At 70.4% G+C, this 19,333-nt stretch carries 23 protein-coding genes; 16 read left to right on the top strand and 7 right to left on the bottom strand.

Annotated features, from left to right (window positions below):
- The first annotated feature begins 16 nt into the window (after nucleotides 1-16).
- Nucleotides 17-403: a carbohydrate-binding protein gene (locus CCN37_RS41410; protein WP_256388032.1), complete on the top strand. Its 387-nt coding sequence runs from the start codon at nucleotides 17-19 to the stop codon at nucleotides 401-403.
- Nucleotides 404-511: 108 nt separating this feature from the next.
- Here CCN37_RS41410 and CCN37_RS39755 read toward each other — a convergent pair whose 3' ends face one another.
- Genes CCN37_RS39755 through CCN37_RS10325 form a run of 4 tightly spaced genes read right to left on the bottom strand, consistent with a single transcriptional unit; the run spans nucleotide 512 to nucleotide 4,047 of the window.
- Nucleotides 512-901: a septal ring lytic transglycosylase RlpA family protein gene (locus tag CCN37_RS39755; protein WP_210407955.1), complete on the bottom strand. Its 390-nt coding sequence runs from the start codon at nucleotides 899-901 to the stop codon at nucleotides 512-514.
- A 28-nt stretch (nucleotides 902-929) separates the two neighbouring features.
- Nucleotides 930-1,742, bottom strand: a complete 813-nt coding sequence (locus CCN37_RS10315; RefSeq protein ID WP_086820491.1) for a MaoC/PaaZ C-terminal domain-containing protein — start codon at nucleotides 1,740-1,742, stop codon at nucleotides 930-932.
- A 2-nt stretch (nucleotides 1,743-1,744) separates the two neighbouring features.
- Complete coding sequence (gene fabG / locus CCN37_RS10320) at nucleotides 1,745-2,506, bottom strand: 3-oxoacyl-ACP reductase FabG (RefSeq protein WP_086820492.1); 762 nt, start codon at nucleotides 2,504-2,506, stop codon at nucleotides 1,745-1,747.
- A 14-nt stretch (nucleotides 2,507-2,520) separates the two neighbouring features.
- Nucleotides 2,521-4,047: a PucR family transcriptional regulator gene (locus CCN37_RS10325; RefSeq protein WP_086820493.1), complete on the bottom strand. Its 1,527-nt coding sequence runs from the start codon at nucleotides 4,045-4,047 to the stop codon at nucleotides 2,521-2,523.
- A 162-nt stretch (nucleotides 4,048-4,209) separates the two neighbouring features.
- Between CCN37_RS10325 and uraD the strand changes: the two genes are divergently transcribed.
- Genes uraD through CCN37_RS10395 form a run of 14 tightly spaced genes read left to right on the top strand, consistent with a single transcriptional unit; the run spans nucleotide 4,210 to nucleotide 16,381 of the window.
- The gene (uraD, locus tag CCN37_RS10330) at nucleotides 4,210-4,698 is read left to right on the top strand and encodes a 2-oxo-4-hydroxy-4-carboxy-5-ureidoimidazoline decarboxylase (RefSeq protein ID WP_246842931.1); all 489 of its coding nucleotides are present in this window, start codon (nucleotides 4,210-4,212) and stop codon (nucleotides 4,696-4,698) included.
- Complete coding sequence (gene uraH / locus CCN37_RS10335; protein ID WP_086820495.1) at nucleotides 4,695-5,030, top strand: hydroxyisourate hydrolase; 336 nt, start codon at nucleotides 4,695-4,697, stop codon at nucleotides 5,028-5,030. The genes uraD and uraH overlap by 4 nt, the downstream gene beginning before the upstream one ends.
- A gap of 2 nt (nucleotides 5,031-5,032) precedes the next feature.
- Nucleotides 5,033-5,890 carry a factor-independent urate hydroxylase gene (pucL, locus tag CCN37_RS10340; RefSeq protein ID WP_086820496.1) on the top strand — a complete coding sequence of 286 codons (858 nt, stop codon included), beginning with the start codon at nucleotides 5,033-5,035 and terminating at the stop codon, nucleotides 5,888-5,890.
- Nucleotides 5,891-5,907: 17 nt separating this feature from the next.
- Nucleotides 5,908-6,786 (top strand): xanthine dehydrogenase family protein subunit M, encoded by an 879-nt coding sequence (locus CCN37_RS10345; RefSeq protein ID WP_086820497.1) that lies wholly within the window; start codon nucleotides 5,908-5,910, stop codon nucleotides 6,784-6,786.
- Nucleotides 6,777-7,256 carry a (2Fe-2S)-binding protein gene (locus tag CCN37_RS10350; RefSeq protein ID WP_086820498.1) on the top strand — a complete coding sequence of 160 codons (480 nt, stop codon included), beginning with the start codon at nucleotides 6,777-6,779 and terminating at the stop codon, nucleotides 7,254-7,256. The genes CCN37_RS10345 and CCN37_RS10350 overlap by 10 nt, the downstream gene beginning before the upstream one ends.
- Nucleotides 7,253-8,614, top strand: coding sequence for an 8-oxoguanine deaminase (locus CCN37_RS10355; protein WP_086820499.1), 1,362 nt, complete (start codon nucleotides 7,253-7,255; stop codon nucleotides 8,612-8,614). The genes CCN37_RS10350 and CCN37_RS10355 overlap by 4 nt, the downstream gene beginning before the upstream one ends.
- On the top strand, nucleotides 8,611-10,914 hold the full coding sequence (gene pucD / locus CCN37_RS10360) for a xanthine dehydrogenase subunit D (protein WP_086820500.1): 2,304 nt from the start codon (nucleotides 8,611-8,613) through the stop codon (nucleotides 10,912-10,914). The genes CCN37_RS10355 and pucD overlap by 4 nt, the downstream gene beginning before the upstream one ends.
- Nucleotide 10,915: 1 nt before the next feature.
- Nucleotides 10,916-11,968: an XdhC family protein gene (locus tag CCN37_RS10365; RefSeq protein WP_086820501.1), complete on the top strand. Its 1,053-nt coding sequence runs from the start codon at nucleotides 10,916-10,918 to the stop codon at nucleotides 11,966-11,968.
- 16 nt (nucleotides 11,969-11,984) lie between these two features.
- On the top strand, nucleotides 11,985-12,374 hold the full coding sequence (locus CCN37_RS10370) for a gamma-glutamylcyclotransferase (RefSeq protein ID WP_086820502.1): 390 nt from the start codon (nucleotides 11,985-11,987) through the stop codon (nucleotides 12,372-12,374).
- Complete coding sequence (gene allB, locus CCN37_RS10375; protein ID WP_086820503.1) at nucleotides 12,371-13,675, top strand: allantoinase AllB; 1,305 nt, start codon at nucleotides 12,371-12,373, stop codon at nucleotides 13,673-13,675. Before CCN37_RS10370 ends, allB begins: the two co-directional genes overlap by 4 nt.
- The gene (alc, locus tag CCN37_RS10380) at nucleotides 13,672-14,799 is read left to right on the top strand and encodes an allantoicase (protein WP_086820504.1); all 1,128 of its coding nucleotides are present in this window, start codon (nucleotides 13,672-13,674) and stop codon (nucleotides 14,797-14,799) included. Before allB ends, alc begins: the two co-directional genes overlap by 4 nt.
- Nucleotides 14,796-15,365 carry an NTP transferase domain-containing protein gene (locus CCN37_RS10385; RefSeq protein WP_086820505.1) on the top strand — a complete coding sequence of 190 codons (570 nt, stop codon included), beginning with the start codon at nucleotides 14,796-14,798 and terminating at the stop codon, nucleotides 15,363-15,365. Before alc ends, CCN37_RS10385 begins: the two co-directional genes overlap by 4 nt.
- 60 nt (nucleotides 15,366-15,425) lie before the next feature.
- Nucleotides 15,426-15,842: a hypothetical protein gene (locus tag CCN37_RS10390; protein ID WP_143261540.1), complete on the top strand. Its 417-nt coding sequence runs from the start codon at nucleotides 15,426-15,428 to the stop codon at nucleotides 15,840-15,842.
- On the top strand, nucleotides 15,839-16,381 hold the full coding sequence (locus tag CCN37_RS10395) for a DUF3558 domain-containing protein (RefSeq protein WP_086820507.1): 543 nt from the start codon (nucleotides 15,839-15,841) through the stop codon (nucleotides 16,379-16,381). The genes CCN37_RS10390 and CCN37_RS10395 overlap by 4 nt, the downstream gene beginning before the upstream one ends.
- 25 nt (nucleotides 16,382-16,406) lie before the next feature.
- On the opposite strand, the gene CCN37_RS10400 is transcribed toward CCN37_RS10395, so the two are convergent.
- Entirely contained in the window at nucleotides 16,407-16,757 is a 351-nt protein-coding gene (locus CCN37_RS10400) for a DUF3817 domain-containing protein (protein ID WP_086820508.1), read from the bottom strand.
- Nucleotides 16,754-17,128: a hypothetical protein gene (locus CCN37_RS10405; protein WP_086820509.1), complete on the bottom strand. Its 375-nt coding sequence runs from the start codon at nucleotides 17,126-17,128 to the stop codon at nucleotides 16,754-16,756. Before CCN37_RS10405 ends, CCN37_RS10400 begins: the two co-directional genes overlap by 4 nt.
- Before the next feature lie 243 nt (nucleotides 17,129-17,371).
- On the opposite strand from CCN37_RS10405, the gene CCN37_RS10410 reads away from it, so the two are divergent.
- Complete coding sequence (locus tag CCN37_RS10410) at nucleotides 17,372-17,653, top strand: hypothetical protein (protein ID WP_143261541.1); 282 nt, start codon at nucleotides 17,372-17,374, stop codon at nucleotides 17,651-17,653.
- Nucleotides 17,654-17,880: 227 nt separating this feature from the next.
- On the opposite strand, the gene CCN37_RS10415 is transcribed toward CCN37_RS10410, so the two are convergent.
- The gene (locus CCN37_RS10415; protein ID WP_210407956.1) at nucleotides 17,881-19,248 is read right to left on the bottom strand and encodes an aminotransferase class I/II-fold pyridoxal phosphate-dependent enzyme; all 1,368 of its coding nucleotides are present in this window, start codon (nucleotides 19,246-19,248) and stop codon (nucleotides 17,881-17,883) included.
- Nucleotides 19,249-19,333 lie beyond the last annotated feature (85 nt).

The following is a 19,333-nucleotide window of genomic DNA, read 5'->3' on the forward strand; positions in this document are numbered from 1 at the left end:
GCAGGACGCTTATCAGGTGATCGGCGCGGCCTACTACGACGAGCAGCGCGGAACCGGCGTGCAGCGGTGCACCGACGGCGGGTGCGGCCAGAACGTCGGGTGGATCGCGAACGGCGACCACCTGGGCTACGCCGACGTGGACTTCGGCTCGACGCCCGCCGCTCGCGTGACGACGCGCTTCGCTTCGGGCGCGGCGGCCGGTGGTTCTCTGGAGTACCGCCTGGACTCGCCGACCGGTCCCGTCGTGGCCACGCAGGCGATCACTCCGACCGGTGGCTGGCAGACGTGGGCCAGCGCCACCACCACGGTCACCGGCGCGACCGGCAAGCACCGCCTGTACGTGGTGGCCCGTGGGGGAAGCGGCGACTTCGCCAACCTCAACTGGTTCCAGTTCGCCCGCTGAGGCCGTCGTCGTTTTTTCCCGTTTCGTACTCATAGCGGGTCGGCTACCGCTATGAGTACGAAACGGGTACCACTGCGGCCTGCGGGGCGTTGGGTTCAGCGGCGGCGTTTACGGCTTCTCAGGGACGACGGTGACGGCCACGGCGGTGATGTCGACGGGGGCCACGCCCATGGAGAGCGGGGAGATCTTCTCGAAGGCGCCACGGGTCAGGTTCACGCAGCGGTCGCCCTGAGCCGCGAAGCGGTCGTTGACGCGGACCTCGACGGACAGGCCGGTGCGCTTGTGCGTCACCTTGAGCTTGGTGTCGAAGGGAAGACTCGCGTGGGCGGCGGTCAGCGCGGTCGGGTCGAGCACTTCGCCGCTCGCGGTGTAGACCGGCGTGGTGGCCTCGGGGTTGCCGTACCAGGTGGCCACGCACTGCTTGGGCGGCTCCTCGGTAGCGGAGACGGGGGCAGCGAGGCCGAACACGAGCACTGCCGCGACGAAAAGGGCGCGCACCAAAGGACTCCTCAGTAGACGGACTTGATCAACTGTAGGTGAACGCGCCCCGGTCGAGCACGACGGCACCCGAGGAGTCGGCAGTGCGGAACGCCACTTCACCCGGTCCGGTGCGCCACGCGGACACCACCAGCTCGGCACCCGGCACGACCGGCAGCGAGAACCGTCCGAACATCCGCCGCACCTGGGCGGCCTGGCAGAACTCGCGGATCAGCAGGCGGCACGTGATGCCGTAGGTGCACAGCCCGTGCAGGATCGGCCGCTCGAAGCCGCCGCGCGCCGCGAACGCGGAGTCCACGTGCAGCGGGTTGTGATCACCGGTGAGCCGGTAGAGCAGCGCCTGGTTGGCCGAGGTGGTGAACCGCAGCGAAACGTCCGGCGGCCGGGCGGGCGGCTCCCACGAGGTGGACGGCCCGCGCTCGCCGCCGAAGCCGCCTTCTCCGCGCACGAACACCGACGAAGACGTTGACAGCAAAGGATTTCCGGCTTCGTCGGCGGCGTCCCACCGGCTCGCGACGAGCGCTCCGGAGCCCTTGTCGAACACGTCGGTCACCGTGCGCGTCACCGAGACCGAGCCGCTCGACGGAAGTGGTTGGTGCAGAACGATCTCTTGTTCTCCGTGCAGGAGCAGGGCCGGGTCGTAGTCGCCGAGCCGCTCGTCGAACGCGCCGAACTGGGCGAGCACGACGCCGAAGCTCGGCAGCGCCTCCTGCCCGGTGCTCCACGCCAGCTCGTCCTGACCGGCGCCGACCGCGAGGGCGTAGAGGGCGCTGTCCTCGCGCGTCCACGTGCGCTCCGACGGCCCGGCGGTCTGCCCGACGAGGCTCTGGAAGATCGCCACGCTCAGCCCCTCGGCCCGCCGTCGACGTAGAGCACCTGGCCGGTGATGAAGGACGCGCCGTCGCTGGCGAGGTACGCGACGGCCGAGGCGACGTCCTCCGGCCTGCCGATCCGGCGCAGCGGCACGGCTTCCGCGACCGCCTTCTGGAACTGGTCGAACTCCACGCCGATCCGGCTCGCCGTCGCGGCCGTCATGTCGGTGGCGATGAAGCCCGGCGCGACGGCGTTCACGTTGATGCCGAAGGGCCCCAGCTCGATCGCGAGCGTCTTGGTGAAGCCCTGAATGCCCGCCTTGGCCGCCGCGTAGTTGGCCTGGCCCCGGTTTCCCAGAGCTGAGGTGCTGGAGAGGTTGACGATCTTGCCGTAGCGCTGCGCGACCATGTGCTTCTGCGCGGCCTGGCTGCACAGGAACGCACCGCGCAGGTGCACGTTCATCACCGTGTCCCAGTCGTCGTCGGTCATCTTGAACAGCATGTTGTCGCGGATGACCCCGGCGTTGTTGATCAGGACGTGCAGCCCGCCCAGCTCGTCGACCACGCGCGCCACCGCGGCCTCGACCGCGTCGCGCTGCGAGACGTCGGCGCCGACCGCGATCGCTCGGCCGCCCGCCGCGGTGATCGCGTCGACGGTCTCGGCGCACGCCGACTCGTCGAGGTCGACCACGGCGACGGCGGCTCCCTGTTCGGCCAGCGTGCGCGCGGTGGCCGCGCCGATCCCCCGCGCCGCGCCGGTCACCAGCGCGACCCGTTCCTGCGAGCTGCTCACCCGTCGAACCCCTCTCAGCCCAGTTCCAGTGCCAGATAAAGGTCTACCCGATCCGGGAAGGAGCCAAGATCGCGTCCGGTCAGTTCCTCGATGCGGCTCAGCCGGTATCGCAGGGTGTTGACGTGCACGTGCAGCTGCGCCGCGCTCCTGGTCGGTGAGCCCGCGCAGTCCAGGAACACGCGCAGCGTCTGCACGAGTTCGCCCTTGTGCGCGGCGTCGTAGTCCAGCAGCGGCCCGAGCAGCTTGGTGCGGAAGGACTTCCGCAGCTCATCCGGCACGGTGGCGAGCAGCAGCAGGTGCGAGGCCAGCTCGGCGGCGGTCGCCACCTTGGCCCGGCCAGGGCGGTGTTCGGCCAGCCGCCGCGCCTGCCTGGCCTCCTCGACGGCACCGCGCAGGCCCGCCACCGTCGCCAGGCCACTGACCCCGACGACCAGGCGCGCGTCGCCGAGACCGGGCTCCATCGTGCGCACGGCCTCGCTGATCTCGTCGAGCGCCGCCGCGAGCCCTTTGGCGTCAGCGGACAGCAGCGCCAACGCCTCCTGCCCGGCGACAGCGACGAAGCCGCGCGCCGGGGCTCCGTGGACGAGTTCGCCCAGCACGATCGGCGCGAGCCCTGGGCCGCCGCCGGAGGTCGTCGCGGCGAGCACGCACAGCGGCTCTCCCCTGGCGAAGCCGAGCGCGCCCAGGCGGGACTCGACCTCGTTCTCCTCCACCTCGCCGTGCATCGCGGAGAGCAGCAGCGGCCCGGCGAGCCTGCTCTCCAACCGCTGCCGTTCCTCGCGGCGCGAGCGCTCCAGCGCGATCAGCGTGGCCAGCTCGGTCGCGGTCTCGCTCGCCACCGCGTCCCACTGCTCGTGATCGCCTTCGACCACGAGGAACCAGCTGGCCAGGCGCTGCCCGGCGCGGCTCGCGGAGGGCAGCAGGGACACCGGCTCTCCGGTGCGCTCGCGCGCGGTCTTGGGCAGGCGGTCGGCGTGCAGGAACTGCTGCACCAGCAAGCGCCGACGCTCGGGAGAGATCCCCGGCGGCCCGCCGATCACGCGGCCGGACGGTGCGAGCACCCAACACCGCGCGCCGAGCCGAGCGGCACCCATGTCGAGGACCGCGGCCAGCCCACCGCCGTCAACGGCGGCGGCGACCATCCGGCGGTGCCAGTCCAGCTCGCCGCGCTCCCCGGCCAGCGCCAGCACCACGCGCTCGGTGATCGTCGCGAAGGAGACGTCGACCGGGACGCCGAGCAGGGGTACGCCGTGCGCGCGGCAGGCTTCGACCAGGTCAGCGGGCACGGCACCGAACTCGGCATCCCCCGCGGCCAGCGCGGTCACCCCGGCGGCGGCGAGCGCGGCGACGAAGGCGTCGGAGTCCTCGGCGCTGCGGCGCCAGACCAGGCCGGTCAGCACGAGCTCGCCACCGGAGAGGTAGCGGCTCGGATCGCGCAGGTCGGTGGTGTAGATCCACCGGATCGGGCGATCGAGCTGGTCCGGGCCGGTGAGCAGGGCCAGGTGCAGGTCAGCGGCCTCCACCAGGTCGCGCAGCCTCATCCCGCCCCCTCACCTCTCCAGGGAACCTACCCGCACCGGGTTTGGAGGATGTTACGAAAGGCTCACCCAACTGCGCGCTCGCCTTCATGCGTTCTCGCCATAGTCGCCGTGAGCGCACGCGTGTGTACTGCGAACCACTCTCGGCCGCGAGGAGGGACACCGGTGTCCACTGACCAGTTCGACGCGCGCTTGGACCGGGAGGCCCTGCTCGCCTGCTGCGCGAACCCGCTGTGGGCGGAGCGCGTGGCGCGGGCGCGGCCGTTCGCCGGCGTGGAAGCGCTGGTGGCGTGCGGGGCGAAGGAGCTGGCCGAACTGGACTGGGCGCAGCTCAAGGTCGCCGTCGACGCGCACCCCCGGATCGGTCAGCGGGCCGAGGGCGACGGGCGCGAGGCGAAGTGGTCGCGGGGCGAGCAGTCCGCCGCGGTCACCGAGGACGAGCGCGTGCGGACTGAGCTGGTCGAAGGCAACATCGCCTACGAAGAGCGGTTCGGCCACGTGTTCCTGATCTGCGCGACCGGGCTCGCGGCGGCGGACGTGCTCGCGGCGTTGAGGGAGCGGCTGGGCAACGACGAGGCCGCGGAGCGCGCGGTCGTGCGGGAGGAGCTGGGCAGGATCGTGGAGCTGCGGTTGCGGAAGCTGGTGACGGGATGAGCCTGTCCACGCACGTGCTGGACACCAACAGCGGACTGCCCGCCTCGGGCATGGCGGTGCGGCTGGAGCGGCTGAGCGGGACCGAGTGGGAGCCGCTGGCCGCCGACAAGACCAACGCTGACGGGCGGATCACCGGCTGGGGTCCCTCGGTCGACGTGCCGCCCGCGACCTACCGGCTGGTCTTCGAGACCGCCGACTACCTGACCGCGCAGGGGCTCCCGGTGTTCTTCCCGGAGGTCGTCATCAGCTTCGTGATCACCGACGGCGAGCGGCACCACCACGTGCCGCTGCTGCTGAGCCCGTACGCGTACTCGACCTACCGAGGGAGCTGACCATGACGATCACGCTCGGCGGCAACCAGTACGGCAAGGCCGAGGTGCGCCTGGTCCGGGTGGACCGGGACGGAAAGCGGCACCGCGTCACCGACCTCAACGTGAGCGTCGCGCTGTCGGGCGATCTGACCAGCACGCATCTGACCGGCGACAACAGCAAGGTGCTGCCGACCGACACGCAGAAGAACACCGTCTACGCCTTCGCCAGGGACGGGGTCGGGCAGGTCGAGGAGTTCGGGTTACGCCTCGGCGAGCACTTCGTGCGGTCGCAGAAGTCCATCCACCAGGCGCGGATCGACTTCGAGCAGTACAGCTGGGACCGCATCAAGGATGAGCCGCACTCGTTCTCCCGCAACGGTTCTGGGACACGAACAGCCACTGTCACCTGGTCCGGGGACGGCGCGCACGTGGTCTCCGGGCTGACCGGGCTGACGGTCATGAACACCACGGACTCGGAGTTCTGGGGCTACATCAAGGACGGCTACACCACGCTCGCCGAGACCACCGACCGCATCCTCGCGACCGATGTCGACGCGCGGTGGCTGCACCACACGCACCCCAGCGACTGGCAGGAGTCCTTCGAGCAGGCCAAGCACGACCTGCTCACGGCCTTCGCGGAGACGCACAGCCTCTCCCTGCAACAGACCCTGTACGCGATGGGGCAGCGCGTGCTGGACAAGCAGCCCGGCATCGCCGAGATCCGGCTCTCCATGCCGAACAAGCACCACTTCCTGGTGGACCTGGCGCCGTTCGGCCTGGACAACCCGAACGAGGTCTTCTTCGCCGCCGACCGCCCGTACGGGTTGATCGAGGGCACGGTGCGCCGCGACGATCTTCCCGAGCAGAACTCGGCATGGTGACGAGAGAGGTGTCCACAATGGACTTCATTCGGCCGACGAGCCTCGCGCGGGCCCTGGCCGCCAAGGCCGAGGTGCCCGGGGCGGTGCCGATCGCCGGGGGCACCGACGTGATGGTCGAGCTGAACTTCGACCGGCGCCGCCCGGAGGCGCTGCTGGACCTCAACGCGGTCGGCGAGCTGGCCGAGTGGTCCGAAGTGGACGGACGCATCCGGCTCGGCGCCTGCGTGCCCTACGTCCAGGTGATCGAGGAGCTGGGCGACCGGCTGCCGGGCCTGGCGATGGCCTCGCGGACCGTGGGTTCGCCGCAGATCCGCAACCGGGGCACGGTGGGCGGCAACGTGGCCGGAGCCTCCCCCGCCGGCGACTCGCACCCGCCGCTGCTGGCGTCGGACGCGGTGGTCGAGGTGGCCTCGGTCAGGGGCACCAGGACGATCCCGATCACCGAGTTCTACCTGGGCGTCAAGCGCAGCGCGCTCGAACCCGACGAGCTGGTGACCGCGGTCCTGATCCCCCCGGCCGACGGGCCGCAACAGTTCTCGAAGGTCGGCACGCGCAACGCCATGGTGATCGCGGTGTGCTCCTTCGCGGTGGCGCTGCACCCGTCGAGCGGGACCGTGGGCACCGGGCTCGGCTCGGCCGCGCCCACCCCGCGCCGAGCGTCCGACGCCGAGGACTACATCGCCAACGAGCTCTCGGGGCTGTGGCAGTCGCCCGCGCCGCTGGCGGACTCCGTGCTGCGGCGCTTCGGCGAACTGGTCGGCGCGGCGGCACAACCCATTGACGACGTCCGGGGCAGCGCCGCGTACCGGCGGCACGCCCTGGCCGTGCTCGCCCGCCGCACGCTCGGCTGGGCCTGGCACGACTACCGCGAAGGGCGGGAGACGGCATGCGCGTGAAGTTCACGGTGAACGGCGAGCAACGCACCGCTGACGACGTGTGGGAGGGCGAGAGCCTGCTCTACGTGCTGCGCGAGCGACTCGGCCTGCCCGGCGCGAAGAACGCTTGCGAGCAGGGCGAATGCGGCTCCTGCACGGTGTACCTGGACGACACCCCGGTGTGCGCGTGCCTGGTCGCGGCGGGCCAGGCCCAGGACCGCGAGGTCCGCACGGTGGAAGGGCTCGGCTCCGAGGACGAGCTGGACCCGGTGCAGCAGGCGTTCATCGAGCGCGGTGCCGTGCAGTGCGGCTTCTGCACGCCCGGCCTGATCGTCGCGGCGCACGACCTGATCCGCCGCAACCCCTGCCCGAAGGACGCCGAGATCCGCGAGGCGCTCGCCGGGAACCTGTGCCGTTGCACGGGATACGAGAAGATCATCGACGCCGTGCACACCGCGGCGGCGCACTCCCGCGGGGAGGCGACGTCATGAGAACCGTGATCAACGGCGCCCACGTCGCGACCGTGGACGGCTCCGGAACGGAGTACGCCTCCGGGCACGTGGTGATCGAGGACGGCGTGATCGTCGCGGTTGGCGACGGCGCGGCGGAGACCCGCGAGGGCGACCAGGTCGTCAACGGCTCGGGCTGCCTGGTGACGCCGGGTCTGGTGAACACCCACCACCACCTCTACCAGTGGGCCACGCGCGGATATGCCCAGCAGGCAACGCTTTTCGAGTGGCTGGTCGCGCTCTACCCGGTGTGGTCGGGCATCGACGAGCGCGTGGTGGCCGCGACGACCACCGCTGGGCTGGCGTGGATGGCCAAGTCCGGGTGCACCACGGCGGCTGACCACCACTACGTCTTTCCTTCTGGTAGCGGCGACATCATGGCCGCGCTCGTCAACGGCGGCAAGCGCGTCGGTACTCGGCTGCACATCGTCCGGGGTTCGATGGACTGCGGGAAGTCGCAGGGCGGACTGCCGCCGGACTCCATCGTGGAGACCACCGAACAGGCTTTGCTGGCAACTGAAGAATCCATCACCACCTACCACGACGCGTCGCCCGGCTCGCGCCTCCAGATCGCGGTCGGGCCGTGTTCGCCGTTCTCCGCCAGCGGTGAGCTGATGCGCGAAGGCGCTGCGCTCGCCCGGCGGTACGGCGTGCAGATGCACACCCACCTCGCCGAGACCACCGACGAGGAAGAGCACTGCGTCGAGCAGTTCGGCTGCACTCCGCTGGAGTACGCGGACAAGCTCGGCTGGCTCGGCCCCGACGTGTGGCTGGCGCACGGGATTCACTTCTCCGACAAGGAGATTCAGCGGCTCGGCGCCACGAAGACCGGTGTGGCGCACTGCCCCAGCTCCAACGCGAGGCTGGGCGCGGGCATCGCTCGGGTCCGCGATCTGCTCGACGTCGGCTGCCCCGTGGGGCTCGGCGTCGACGGTGCCGCGTCGAACGAGGCGGGCGGGCTCGGCGACGAACTGCGCCAGTCCCTCTACCTCGCCCGGCTCCGCGGCGGCCCGGCCGCGATCACCGCGCGGGAGTCCTTGTGGCTGGGGACGATGGGCGGGGCGAAGTGCCTCGGCCGGAGTGACGACATCGGCTCGATCGAGGTCGGCAAGCAGGGCGATGTCGCCGTGTGGCGGGTGGACGGCCTCGCGCACGCGGGCATCACCGACCCGGTCGCGGCGCTCGTGCTCGGCTCGCTGCCGCCGTTGGAGCTGCTGTTGGTGGGTGGCGAGACGGTGGTGCAGCTCGGCCAACTGACCACTGTGGACGAAGAGCTGGTCGCAGCGGATCTCGCCGCCGCGTCGCGCGTTCTCGCTGACCGAGCAGGGGTGACGGCATGACATCACAGACCACTCGCACGGCGAACCCGCCGCTGACCACGCCGATCACCGGCGGCGTCGGCGAAAGCCCGCTGCGGCCGGACGGCGCGTTGAAGGTGCGCGGCGAGTTCGCGTACTCCTCCGATCTGTGGGCCGACAACATGTTGTGGGGGGTGACGCTGCGGACTCCGCACCCGTACGCGCGCATCCGGTCGATCGACGTCGGCCCCGCGCTCGCGATCTCCGGGGTCTACGCCGCGCTGACGCACGAGGACGTTCCCGGCCAGAACGCCTACGGCCTTGAACACATCGATCAGCCCGTGCTGGCGGTGGATGTTGTTCGCTACCAAGGAGAAGCGGTCGCGATCGTGGCGGCCGACCACCCGGAGACCGCGCGCAGGGCGGCTGCGGCGATCGTGGTGGACTACGAAGTCCTCGATCCGGTCGACAACGCCGAGACTGCGATCTTCGGCGAGGACGTGCCGAAGCTGCACGAGGGCGGCAACCTCGTGCGCTACGTGCCGATCTTGTTCGGCTCCCAGGACACGACGGCCGAGGTCGTGGTGTCCGGCACGTACGAGGTCGGCATGCAGGACCAAGCCTTCCTCGGGCCGGAGTCCGGCATGGCCGTGCCCGCCGAGGACGGCGGCGTGGACCTGTACGTCGCGACGCAGTGGCTGCACGTGGACCAGCAGCAGATCGCGCCCGCGCTGAACCTCCCGCAGGACAAGGTGCGGATCACGCTGGCCGGTGTCGGCGGGGCCTTCGGCGCGCGTGAGGACCTGTCGATGCAGGTGCACGCGTGCATGCTGGCCTTGCACACCAACAAGCCGGTGAAGATGGTCTACACCCGCGAGGAGTCGTTCTTCGGCCACGTCCACCGCCACCCCGCCGTGATGTACTACGAGCACGGCGCGGACCGCGACGGGAAACTTGTCTACGTCAGGGCGAAGATGTTCCTCGACGGCGGCGCTTACGCGTCCAGCACGGGCGCGGTGGTCGCGAACGCCGCCACGCTCGGTGTCGGCCCGTACAACGTCCCCAACGTCAAGATCGAGGCTTGGGGCGCGTACACCAACAACCCGCCCTGCGGCGCGATGCGTGGATTCGGCGCGGTACAAGCCTGTTTCGCGTATGAGTCCCAAATGGACAGACTGGCCGAGGCGGTCGGCGTCGACCCGGTGGAGATCCGCCTGCGCAACGCGATGAGCGAGGGCTCGATCATGCCCACCGGGCAGCTCGTCGACTCCGCCGCCCCGGTTCAGGAGCTGTTGGAGCGCGTCCGCGACAAGCCCATGCCTGCGGCTCGAACGTCCGAAGTGGACATTCGCACGATGCCGGGTGGCGCCTCCAACACCACGCACGGCGAGGGTGTTGTGCGCGGTGTCGGCTACGGCATCGGCATCAAGAACATCTGTTTCTCCGAGGGATTCGACGACTACTCCACCGCGCGCGTGCGCTTGGAGGTCATCGGCGGCGAGCCAGTCGCGATGGTGCACACAGCGGCTGTCGAGGTCGGCCAGGGCCTGGTGACACTCCAAGCGCAGATCGCGCGAACCGAGCTGGGCGTGCAGCGCGTGACCATCCAGCCCGCCGACACCTCAGTCGGCAACGCGGGCTCCACGTCGGCTTCGCGGCAGAGCTACGTCACCGGCGGCGCCGTTCAGGCCGCGTGCGCAGCGGTGCGCGAGGAGGTGTTCGACCTCGCCCGCGAGCGCTTCGGTGTGAGCGATTTGGCTCTGGAAGGCGGAAAAGTCGTCTCCACGAGCCGTGGCGTGCTCGCGGATCTCGGCGATGTGCTGGGCGACAAGGCGATTGAGCACACGCGCGAGTACCGGCACCGCCCGTCGTTCCCGATCGACCCGCTCACCGGCCAGGGCAACGCCCACGTGCAGTACGGCTTCGCCGCTCACCGCGCGGTGGTCGACGTGGACGTGGACCTCGGCCTGGTGCGCGTCGTCGAGCTGGCGTGCGCGCAGGACGTCGGAAAGGCGATGAACCCGGACGCGGTGATCGGGCAGATCCAGGGCGGGTCGGCGCAGGGGCTCGGGCTCGCGGTGATGGAGGAGATCCAGCTCTCCGGGGCGAAGATCCGCAACCCCTCGTTCACCGACTACCTGATCCCGACGATTCTGGACATGCCGCCGATGGTCATCGACGTGCTGGAGCTGGCCGACCCGAACGCGCCGTACGGCCTGCGCGGCGTCGGCGAGCCCCCGACGATCTCCTCCACCCCGGCGGTCGTCGCGGCCATCCGCGACGCGACGAAGCTGGCGCTGAGCCGCATCCCGGTGCGGCCCGAGCACATCACCGGGACATGAGATGCACGAGATCGCCGGGGAGTTGGCGCGGTGGGGTGACGCGGAGGTCGCCTTCGCCGTAGCCACCGTGATCGACGTGCGCGGCAGTGCTCCTCGGAGCCCTGGTGCCGCGATGGCGGTGCGCGCTGACGGTGCGGTGGTGGGCAGCGTCTCCGGTGGGTGCGTCGAAGGCGCTGTCTACGAGCTGGCGCACCAGGTCCTCAGCGAGGGCGGGGTCCTGCGGCACAGCTTCACCTACTCACCCGACGATCCGTTCGCGGTGGGGTTGACGTGCGGCGGCGAGATCGAGGTGTTCGTCCGAAGTGGACGATCAGCCGCGATGGCCGCCGCCGTCGACGCCGCCGCGAGCGCGCAGGCAGTCGCACTGGTCACCGTGCTCGGCACCGGGGCGGAGGTCGCGGTCTTCGCCGACCACCACGTCGGCTTCTCCGCACCGGAGATGCGCGCCGTGGCAAGGGAAATGCTGCTCGCGGGCAGCACAGGTCTGCGCACGCTGCCCGATGGCACGGAGTTCTTCGTCGAGTCGATCGCGGCTCCGCCGAGGATGCTCGTCTTCGGCGCCGTCGACTACGCAGGCGCGGTTTCTCGCGTCGGAAAGTTCCTCGGCTACCACGTCACGATCTGCGACGCGCGCGCGGTTTTCGCTACCGCGGAGCGCTTTCCCGATGCTGACGAGGTGGTTGTGGAGTGGCCGCACCGCTACCTGGCGAGCACGCACACCGACGCGCGGACCGTGGTCTGCGTGCTCACCCATGACGAGAAGTTCGACGTCCCCGTCCTGGCTGAGGCTCTGCGCATGCCGCTGGCCTTCGTCGGCGCGCTGGGGTCCCGACGCACCAACGAGGCGCGAGCTGAGCGGCTGCGCGCGGCCGGGGTGTCCGAGGAGGAGCTGGCCAGGTTGCGCGCGCCGATCGGGCTCGACCTGGGCGCACGCAGCCCTGAGGAGACCGCTGTGTCGATCGCGGCGGAGATCGTGGCCGCGCGCCACGGCGGAACCGGAAGACCACTGTCCGAAGTGGACGGACCGATCCATCGAACTCATCGGCACGGCTGAGCATTCGGAGGCGGTAATGGCACTGCTGTTCCTCAATGGCGGCGGCATGCGCGGCGGCCCGTTGCACCATCAGCTCCAAGGCGCGGAGCCGGTGCGCGTGGCCCGCAGCGCGCCGAAGTACCGGTACTTCTCCGTCGGCAACCGGTTCCCCGCCATGCACGAGGTCGGCGAGGGCGGGCACAGCGTCGTCGGCGAGCTGTACGACGTGCCGCTGGAGACGCTGCTGCACCACCTCCTCCCGGCCGAGCCCGCCGAGCTGGAGCTGGGCGTGATCGAACTGGAGGACGGAACCGCCTGCCTGGCAACCGTTCTGCGCAAGTCCTACGGCGGCGCCGACCAGCTGATCGACATCTCCGAGGTCGGCGACTGGCGCAAGTGGTGCGCCTCGCAGAGGAATCCTCAGTGACCGCGTACGACCTGGTCGTGCGCTCCCGGTGCACCCACCTCCCCGACAGCGTGCGCCCCGCGGCGGTGTGCGCGCGGGACGGCAGGATCGCCGAGATCGCCGACTACGAGTCCACAGTGGACTCTCCGGTCGAGGTGGATCTCGCTGACCTCGCACTGCTTCCCGGGCTCGTCGACTCGCACGTGCACATCAACGAGCCCGGTCGGACGGAGTGGGAGGGCTTCGCGACGGCGACGCGCGCAGCCGCTGCGGGCGGTGTCACCACGCTGATCGACATGCCGCTGAACTCGTTACCGCCCACAGTGGATGCTGCGGCCCTCGCGACCAAACGTGCTGCTGCACAAGGAAAATGCTATGTCGACGTGGGCTTCTGGGGCGGCGCGATCCCCGGCAACACCCACCACCTCGCCGAGCTGCACGAGGCCGGGGTCTTCGGCTTCAAGTGCTTCACGTCCCCGTCCGGCGTGGACGAGTTCCCGCCACTGTCCTGGGCCGAACTCCCTGACGTGCTCGCGGAGCTGCGGCGGATGGACGCCCTGCTCATCGTGCACGCCGAGGACCCCGCCGAGCTGGCCGAAGCGCCGGACAGCGACGAGTACGCGGGATTCCTGGCCTCACGACCGCCGCGCGCCGAGGACAAGGCCATCGCACGGCTCGCGGGCTTGGCGGAACGCGCGCGAGCGCGGGTGCACGTGCTGCACCTGTCATCGGCGTCCGCGCTCGGGGAGATCCGCTCGTCCACGCTCAGCGCGGAGAGCTGCCCCCACTACCTGACCCTGGACGCGAAGGAAATCCCTGACGGCGCGACGGCTTTCAAGTGCTGTCCGCCGATCCGCGGCCGAGAGAACGCCGACGAGCTGTGGCGCGCGCTGGCTGACGGCACGATCACCTGCGTCGTCTCCGACCACTCCCCCTGCACGGAAACGTTGAAGGAAGGCAGTTTCGGCACCGCGTGGGGCGGCATCTCCTCGCTCCAACTGGGGTTGCCGGTGATGTGGACCGAGGCGCGACGGCGCGGGCACGAGCTGGCCGATGTGGTGCGGTGGATGAGCGCCGGACCCGCCGAGCTGGCCGGGCTCACCGGCCGCAAGGGCGCGATCACAGTGGGCGCCGATGCCGACCTGGTCGCGTTCGACCCCGACGCCGAGTTCACCGTGGACACCGGGAACCTGTTGCACCGCAACCCTGTCACGCCGTACGCGGGCCGAACCCTGCGCGGCGTGGTGACCGAGACCTGGCTGCGCGGCACCCCGGCAGGCCAGGACCCCGTTGGAGTACTGCTCAGGAGGGACACCCGGTGACCGACCAGCCCGACCTGCCCGACCTCGCCGCCCGCTCGCTCGGCGGATCGGTGATCGCCGCCAACGACGAGTTCTTCGCCGAGAAGGAGAACCTGATCAAGGCGGAAGCGCCGACCTTCCGCCCGCACACCTTCACCCCCAAGGGCCAGGAGTACGACGGCTGGGAGACCCGGCGCCGCCGTGGCGATCCCGGTTCCGACTGGGTGGTCGTGCGGCTCGGCGCGCCCGGACTCGTCCGCAGCGTCGTCGTGGACACCGCGTACTTCGTCGGCAACTACCCGGAGAGCTGCACCGTCGAGGCCACGGCCGTGGAGGGCTACCCCGCGCCGTCCGAACTGGACGACCACAAGTGGGTCGAACTCGTGCCGCGAAGTCCGTTGCAGGGCAACACCGCCAACACCTTCCAGGTCTCCAACTCGCAGCGCTTCACCCACGTGCGGCTGACCATCCACCCCGACGGCGGCGTCGCGCGCTTGCGCGTGCTCGGCGAGCCGTTACCCGATCCGCGCGAGCTGGCCGACATCCCGATGGACCTCGTCGCGCTGCTCAACGGCGGCCGGACGACGGCGTGCAGCGACAGCTTCTTCTCCCCGCCCAACAACATGTTGCAGCCCGGGGAGTCCAAGTTCATGAGCGACGGCTGGGAAACCGCGCGGCGGCGCGGCGAGGGCAACGACTGGGCCGTGCTCCGCCTGGCCGGAGCGGCCGTGCCCAAGGTCGCCGAACTGTCCACATTGCACTACAAGGGCAATCCGCCGCACGCGATCAGCTTGCTGGGCAGCGAGAACCCCGACGACCCCGACTCGTGGTTCCCGTTGCTGGAGCACACCGAGGTGCTGCCCGACACCCGGCACCGCTTCCGGCTCAGCGGAAACGCCCCCGTGACGCACGTCCGGCTCGACATCCACCCCGATGGCGGCGTGGCGCGGTTCCGGTTGTGGGGCAAGCTGACCGAGGACGCCGCGACCTCGCAGGCGTTGAGCTGGTTCAACCTGCTGCCCGCCGAGCACGCGGTCGCGGTGCTGACCGGCGACTGCGGACTGACCGAGGCCGCGGCCACCGAGGTCGTCGCGGCCCGCCCCGTCACCGAACTGCCGGAGGAACTGGCGTTGATCGTGCGATGAACCAGGCTGCCGGGATCGTGTTGGCCGCAGGAGCCGGGGTCCGCTACGGCGGGCCCAAGGCTCTCGTCGAGCTGCGCGGCGAACTGCTCGTGGAACGCGCGGCGCGGACGCTGCGCGAGGCCGGCGCGGACCCGGTGGTCGTCGTGGTCGGGGCGCGGGCCGACGAGGTCCGCGCCCGCGCCTCGCTCTCCGGAGCGCTTGTCGTGCACAACCCCGACTGGGCGACCGGCATGGGCTCCTCCCTGCGCGCCGGGCTGATGGGCCTGATCTCGTGCCGGGCCGCCGCCGTGCTCGTGCTCCCCGTCGACATGCCCGGCGTCACCCCCTCCGCCGTCCGCCGTGTCGCCTCGCTGGCCTCACCGGGCGTGCTCGCCGCCGCGTCCTACTCCGGCCAACGCGGGCACCCCGTCCTGCTCGGCCGCGCCCACTGGGCCGCCGTCGCCACCTCCGCCACCGGCGACCAAGGCGCCCGCGACTACCTCCGCGAACACCCGCCCCTGCTCGTGCCCTGCGACGACGTGGCCTCCGGCGCCGACGTCGACCACCCCGAGGACCTCCCTGGGTAACCCCCGCGCGAACGCCGGTTCTGTGCGCCCCTGGCAATGACTTCCCGTACCGTCCGGTATGTGACCGAACCGGTGTCGAGCGACATGCCATGGAACAACGACCCGTGGGAGCGCGACGGCCTCGCCCAGGTGAGCGACATGGTGTCCACCGGACAGATCCACATGGACGCGGGCACCAAGGAGTGGGTCACCAAGCACATGGACGAGTTGATCCAGATCGCGGAGAAGGAACTCAGAGCCGCAAGGCAGTTCTCATATAGGGCACAGAAGATTGATTTCGGCGCCACGCGAGCCGGGCAGGCGATGCGGGAGAAGTTCATCCACCGCAGCTCAGACCAAGAGGGCGGACTCGTCTGGTTCTGGCAGCGATACCATGACGCCCTGGTCGAGTTCCGAAGACGCATAGTCGGAATGGCGACCGCACTCGAAGCCAACGACCGGAAGGGCGCAGAACTCCAGTGGAAGGCCGGATCATGAGCCTCGCCCGTAAGAGCCACGTGTGGCTGGCCATCATGGGCACGACCACGGCTCTCGCCGGCTGCTCCGGTGTTGTCACCGGCCAGGCCACTTCCCCGAGCACACCGAGCCCGGTACTCGCGCCGGGACAAGTCCCAACCGCTGCGGACCTGTGCCGCTTGATGACTCCCGCCGACTTCCCCGTCCAGGGACAAGTCTCGCCAAGCTCCCCCGAACGTGAAGAGAAATACTCCCCTTCGTGCGGATATCACCTGAAAACGGGAGGAATCGGGGAAACCATCTCGGTCAGCCTCAGCTTCATCCCAGAATCGAAGTTGAATCAGGACAGCTTCAAGGGCCGCACGGAAATGGCCGTCGCCGGAAAACGAACCGCCGTTGGCCAGGGATTAATGAAGGGAGAACCAGGGGAGTGCGATCTGGCCTTCGATTCACCCGCTGGAGAGTGGCTGATCGTCGTCATTGACAACTCCGCGCCGAACCGGGACGGATGTGCGGCGGCGAAGCACGTGGCGGAGCGTGTGATTCCTCGGATTCCGTGAACACCGCCCGCGCCACGGTGATGGTTTAGAGCTTCTCGCCCGCCTGGACGCGGCGCACGACCTGCTTCTCCGCGTAGAAGGACACGAAGGGGATGGTGCCCGCGATGAGCACCAGCAGCGTGCCCTTGGCGGACCACTTGCAGCGCTGGGCGAGGTCGAAGGCGGCCACCAGGTACACCATGTAGAGGAAGCCGTGCGCGGGCGCGATGATCGCCGACGGCGTGGTGATGTCGGTGGTCAGGCGCAGCCCCATCGCCACGAGCAGCCCGAGCAGGGCGAAACCCACGATGTAGGCCATCACCCGGAACCGCACGAGCGCCTTGGCGATGCGCGTCTCCGCGAGCGAGTCCTCGGTGGGTGCGTCCTGCTGGGTCATCTCGTCTCCTGATCGCGGAGTTCGCGGAGGTAGCGGTTGTACTCGTCCATCTCGGGGTCCGCGTCGCCAGGCGTCGGGGCGGCCACGGGGCGGCGCCCGTAGCTGGTCGGCTTGGTCTGCGCCGGAGCGGGCGCGACGGGGGCCTCCCCGCGCTCCTCGGCGAGCTCCATGCGCGCCGTCCGCACCCACATGTACACGCCGAAGAGCGCGAACAGCGGCCACTGGAGGGCGTACCCGAGGTTGAGGAAGCTGCCGCCCGCGGACTGCGAGCGCTCCCACTGCCACCAGCCGAGCGCGCAGCACACGACCACCCAGATGACGGCCAGCACATGCAGCACCAACCAGCGGGGAGTCAACAGCCTGGCGAGCACGTGTCGACGGTACACCGCCCCATCGGGCGAACGCGTGACGGTGTGCCCACGCCAACGCTCCCGCTCCGGTGACACCGCACCGCACGATCGGCCCAGTGCGGCACACAGCGTCCACTTCGGCCCCCCGCATGGGCCACCACGACCGCGTGAAGAACTCCTGCGGTGTGCATTTCGTTGCCGCACAAGCATTCCCGGGGTGTGCTGGAGACACACCGCAACCGCTGACCGCAGGAGGACTCTGTCGTGTCCCGCACCTCACGAGTGGCCCAGCTCACCGTCGCCGCACTCGCCGCGCTCGCACTGCCAGTGGCGATCGCCCCAACGGCCTCAGCGGACATCGGGCAGTGCCTGAAGTACTTGGAGCGCGTGGGGATCGAGACGGACCGCACGCACGACAACGCGTGCTGGCACGGCGAACGCGGCTTCGACTCCGACTACCACTTCGCGCGCTGCGTCGACGAACTGCTCGACGTCGGTGTCAAGGCGTACGACGCGCGGAGAGCTTGTGAGCGTGCGACATGGTGACCGAAGGCGTCCGAGCGGGCTCCGAGCACAGCAGCACCATGACGGCGAGCCCGGCCCCGAGATGGGTCCGGCCGTGGCCCCGAGACCCTTTACCCGCGCCGGTGAAGCGCGCATGACCTGGTGGCCGCCCCGCTGAAGCACGCGGACGATGCGGCCCTCTCAGCGGCGGGCGGCCAAGCCACCTTCACGGTGGTGCCGCCCGCCGCATTCATGCGCTGAGGACACGGTCACATGGCGTTGGGCGTGTAGCGGGGATAGGGCCGGGCGGCCTCGGCCAGGGCGTCGGCGACGGTGTCCACTTCGGACAGTGGGAGCACGGCGGTCGTGATGCGCAGGTGGTGCGTCCCGGTGGCGCGGACGAGGAACGGCGAGCCCGGGGCGGCGCCGATGCCCTGGGCGGCGAGCACGACGAGGGCTTCCCGCTCGCGCTCCACCTCCACCCAGAGGTTGATGCCGTCGGCGCCGATGGACTGCACGCCCCGGGCGTCGAGCGCGGTGCGCAGGGCCTCCCGCCGCTGCGCGTACACCGTCCGCGCCCGGGCGACGGCGGCGACGCTGCCCGGATCGGTGAGCATGCCGACGAGGATCTCCTGGAGCAGCCGACTCGACCACGCCGCGCCGAGGTGCCGCCTCGCGACGAGCGGCCCGACCAGCCGCGAAGGCCCGCCGAGAGCGGCCAGCCGCAGGTCAGGGCCGTGCGACTTGGAGAAGCTCTGGATGCGCACGACCCGTTCGGGCAGCGCCGACGCCAGGCTCACCGGCGGGGCCACCGCGACGTCGCCGACGTGGTCGTCCTCGATCACCACCACGTCCGGGGCCTCCGCCAGCAGCGCGCCCAGCTCGGCGATCCGCGCGGCGGAGGTGCTGGTCCCGGTCGGGTTCTGCGCGCGCGGCTGCATCAACAGCGCGGTCGGCCGTTCGGCCAGCGCGGCGCGCAGCGCGTCCGGGCACATGCCCTCGGCGTCCATCGGCACGGGCAGCGCGGTCGCTCCGACGGCGTCGAGCAGGTCCAGGAACGGCGGGAACGTCGGGTTCTCCACGATCACCCGGTCACCGAGCGCGACGAGCTGGCTGAGCGCGCGGTCGATGCCGTCGAGCGAGCCGTTGACGATGGTCAGCTCCTGCGGGTCGCAGATCCCCCGCCACGACTCGCGGACCAGCCGCTCCAGCTCGGGCAGCACCGGCGTGTCCAGGTACCCCGACAGCGGCGGTTGGCCGTCCACGCGCGCGAGCGCGGGGCCGAGCGGGGGCAGCAGCTCGGGGTCGGGGACGCCCGCGGAGAGGTCGCGGGTGAACCGCCCGGTCGCCCCGGCGAGCCGCCAGAAGCGCGCGGGCTCGGCTCGGCGCTGCCCTCCGGTGACGAAGGTGCCGTTGCGGCCCCGGGTCTCGATCGCGCCGATCCGGGTCAGTGAGCGCCACGACTCGCTGACCGTCGTGGGGCTCACGCCGATCTCACGCGCCAGCGCCCGCACCGTGGGCAGTTTGCCGCCAACGGCCAGCTCACCGGCCCTGATCAGCCGGTTCACCGAGGCGGCTATGCCCTCGGCCGAGGTGTCTTCGATCTTGTTCGCGAGCCAGCTCAGGTCAACGTCCACCGCCACCACCGGCACTCGGGTGAAAAGTTTGTCCGGTAACAAAACATGTATTGCACCAGTGTGTTCCGCTTCATAGGTTCTACAC

Source organism: Allokutzneria sp. NRRL B-24872 (genome assembly GCF_002155965.1).
Classification (GTDB): domain Bacteria; phylum Actinomycetota; class Actinomycetes; order Mycobacteriales; family Pseudonocardiaceae; genus Allokutzneria.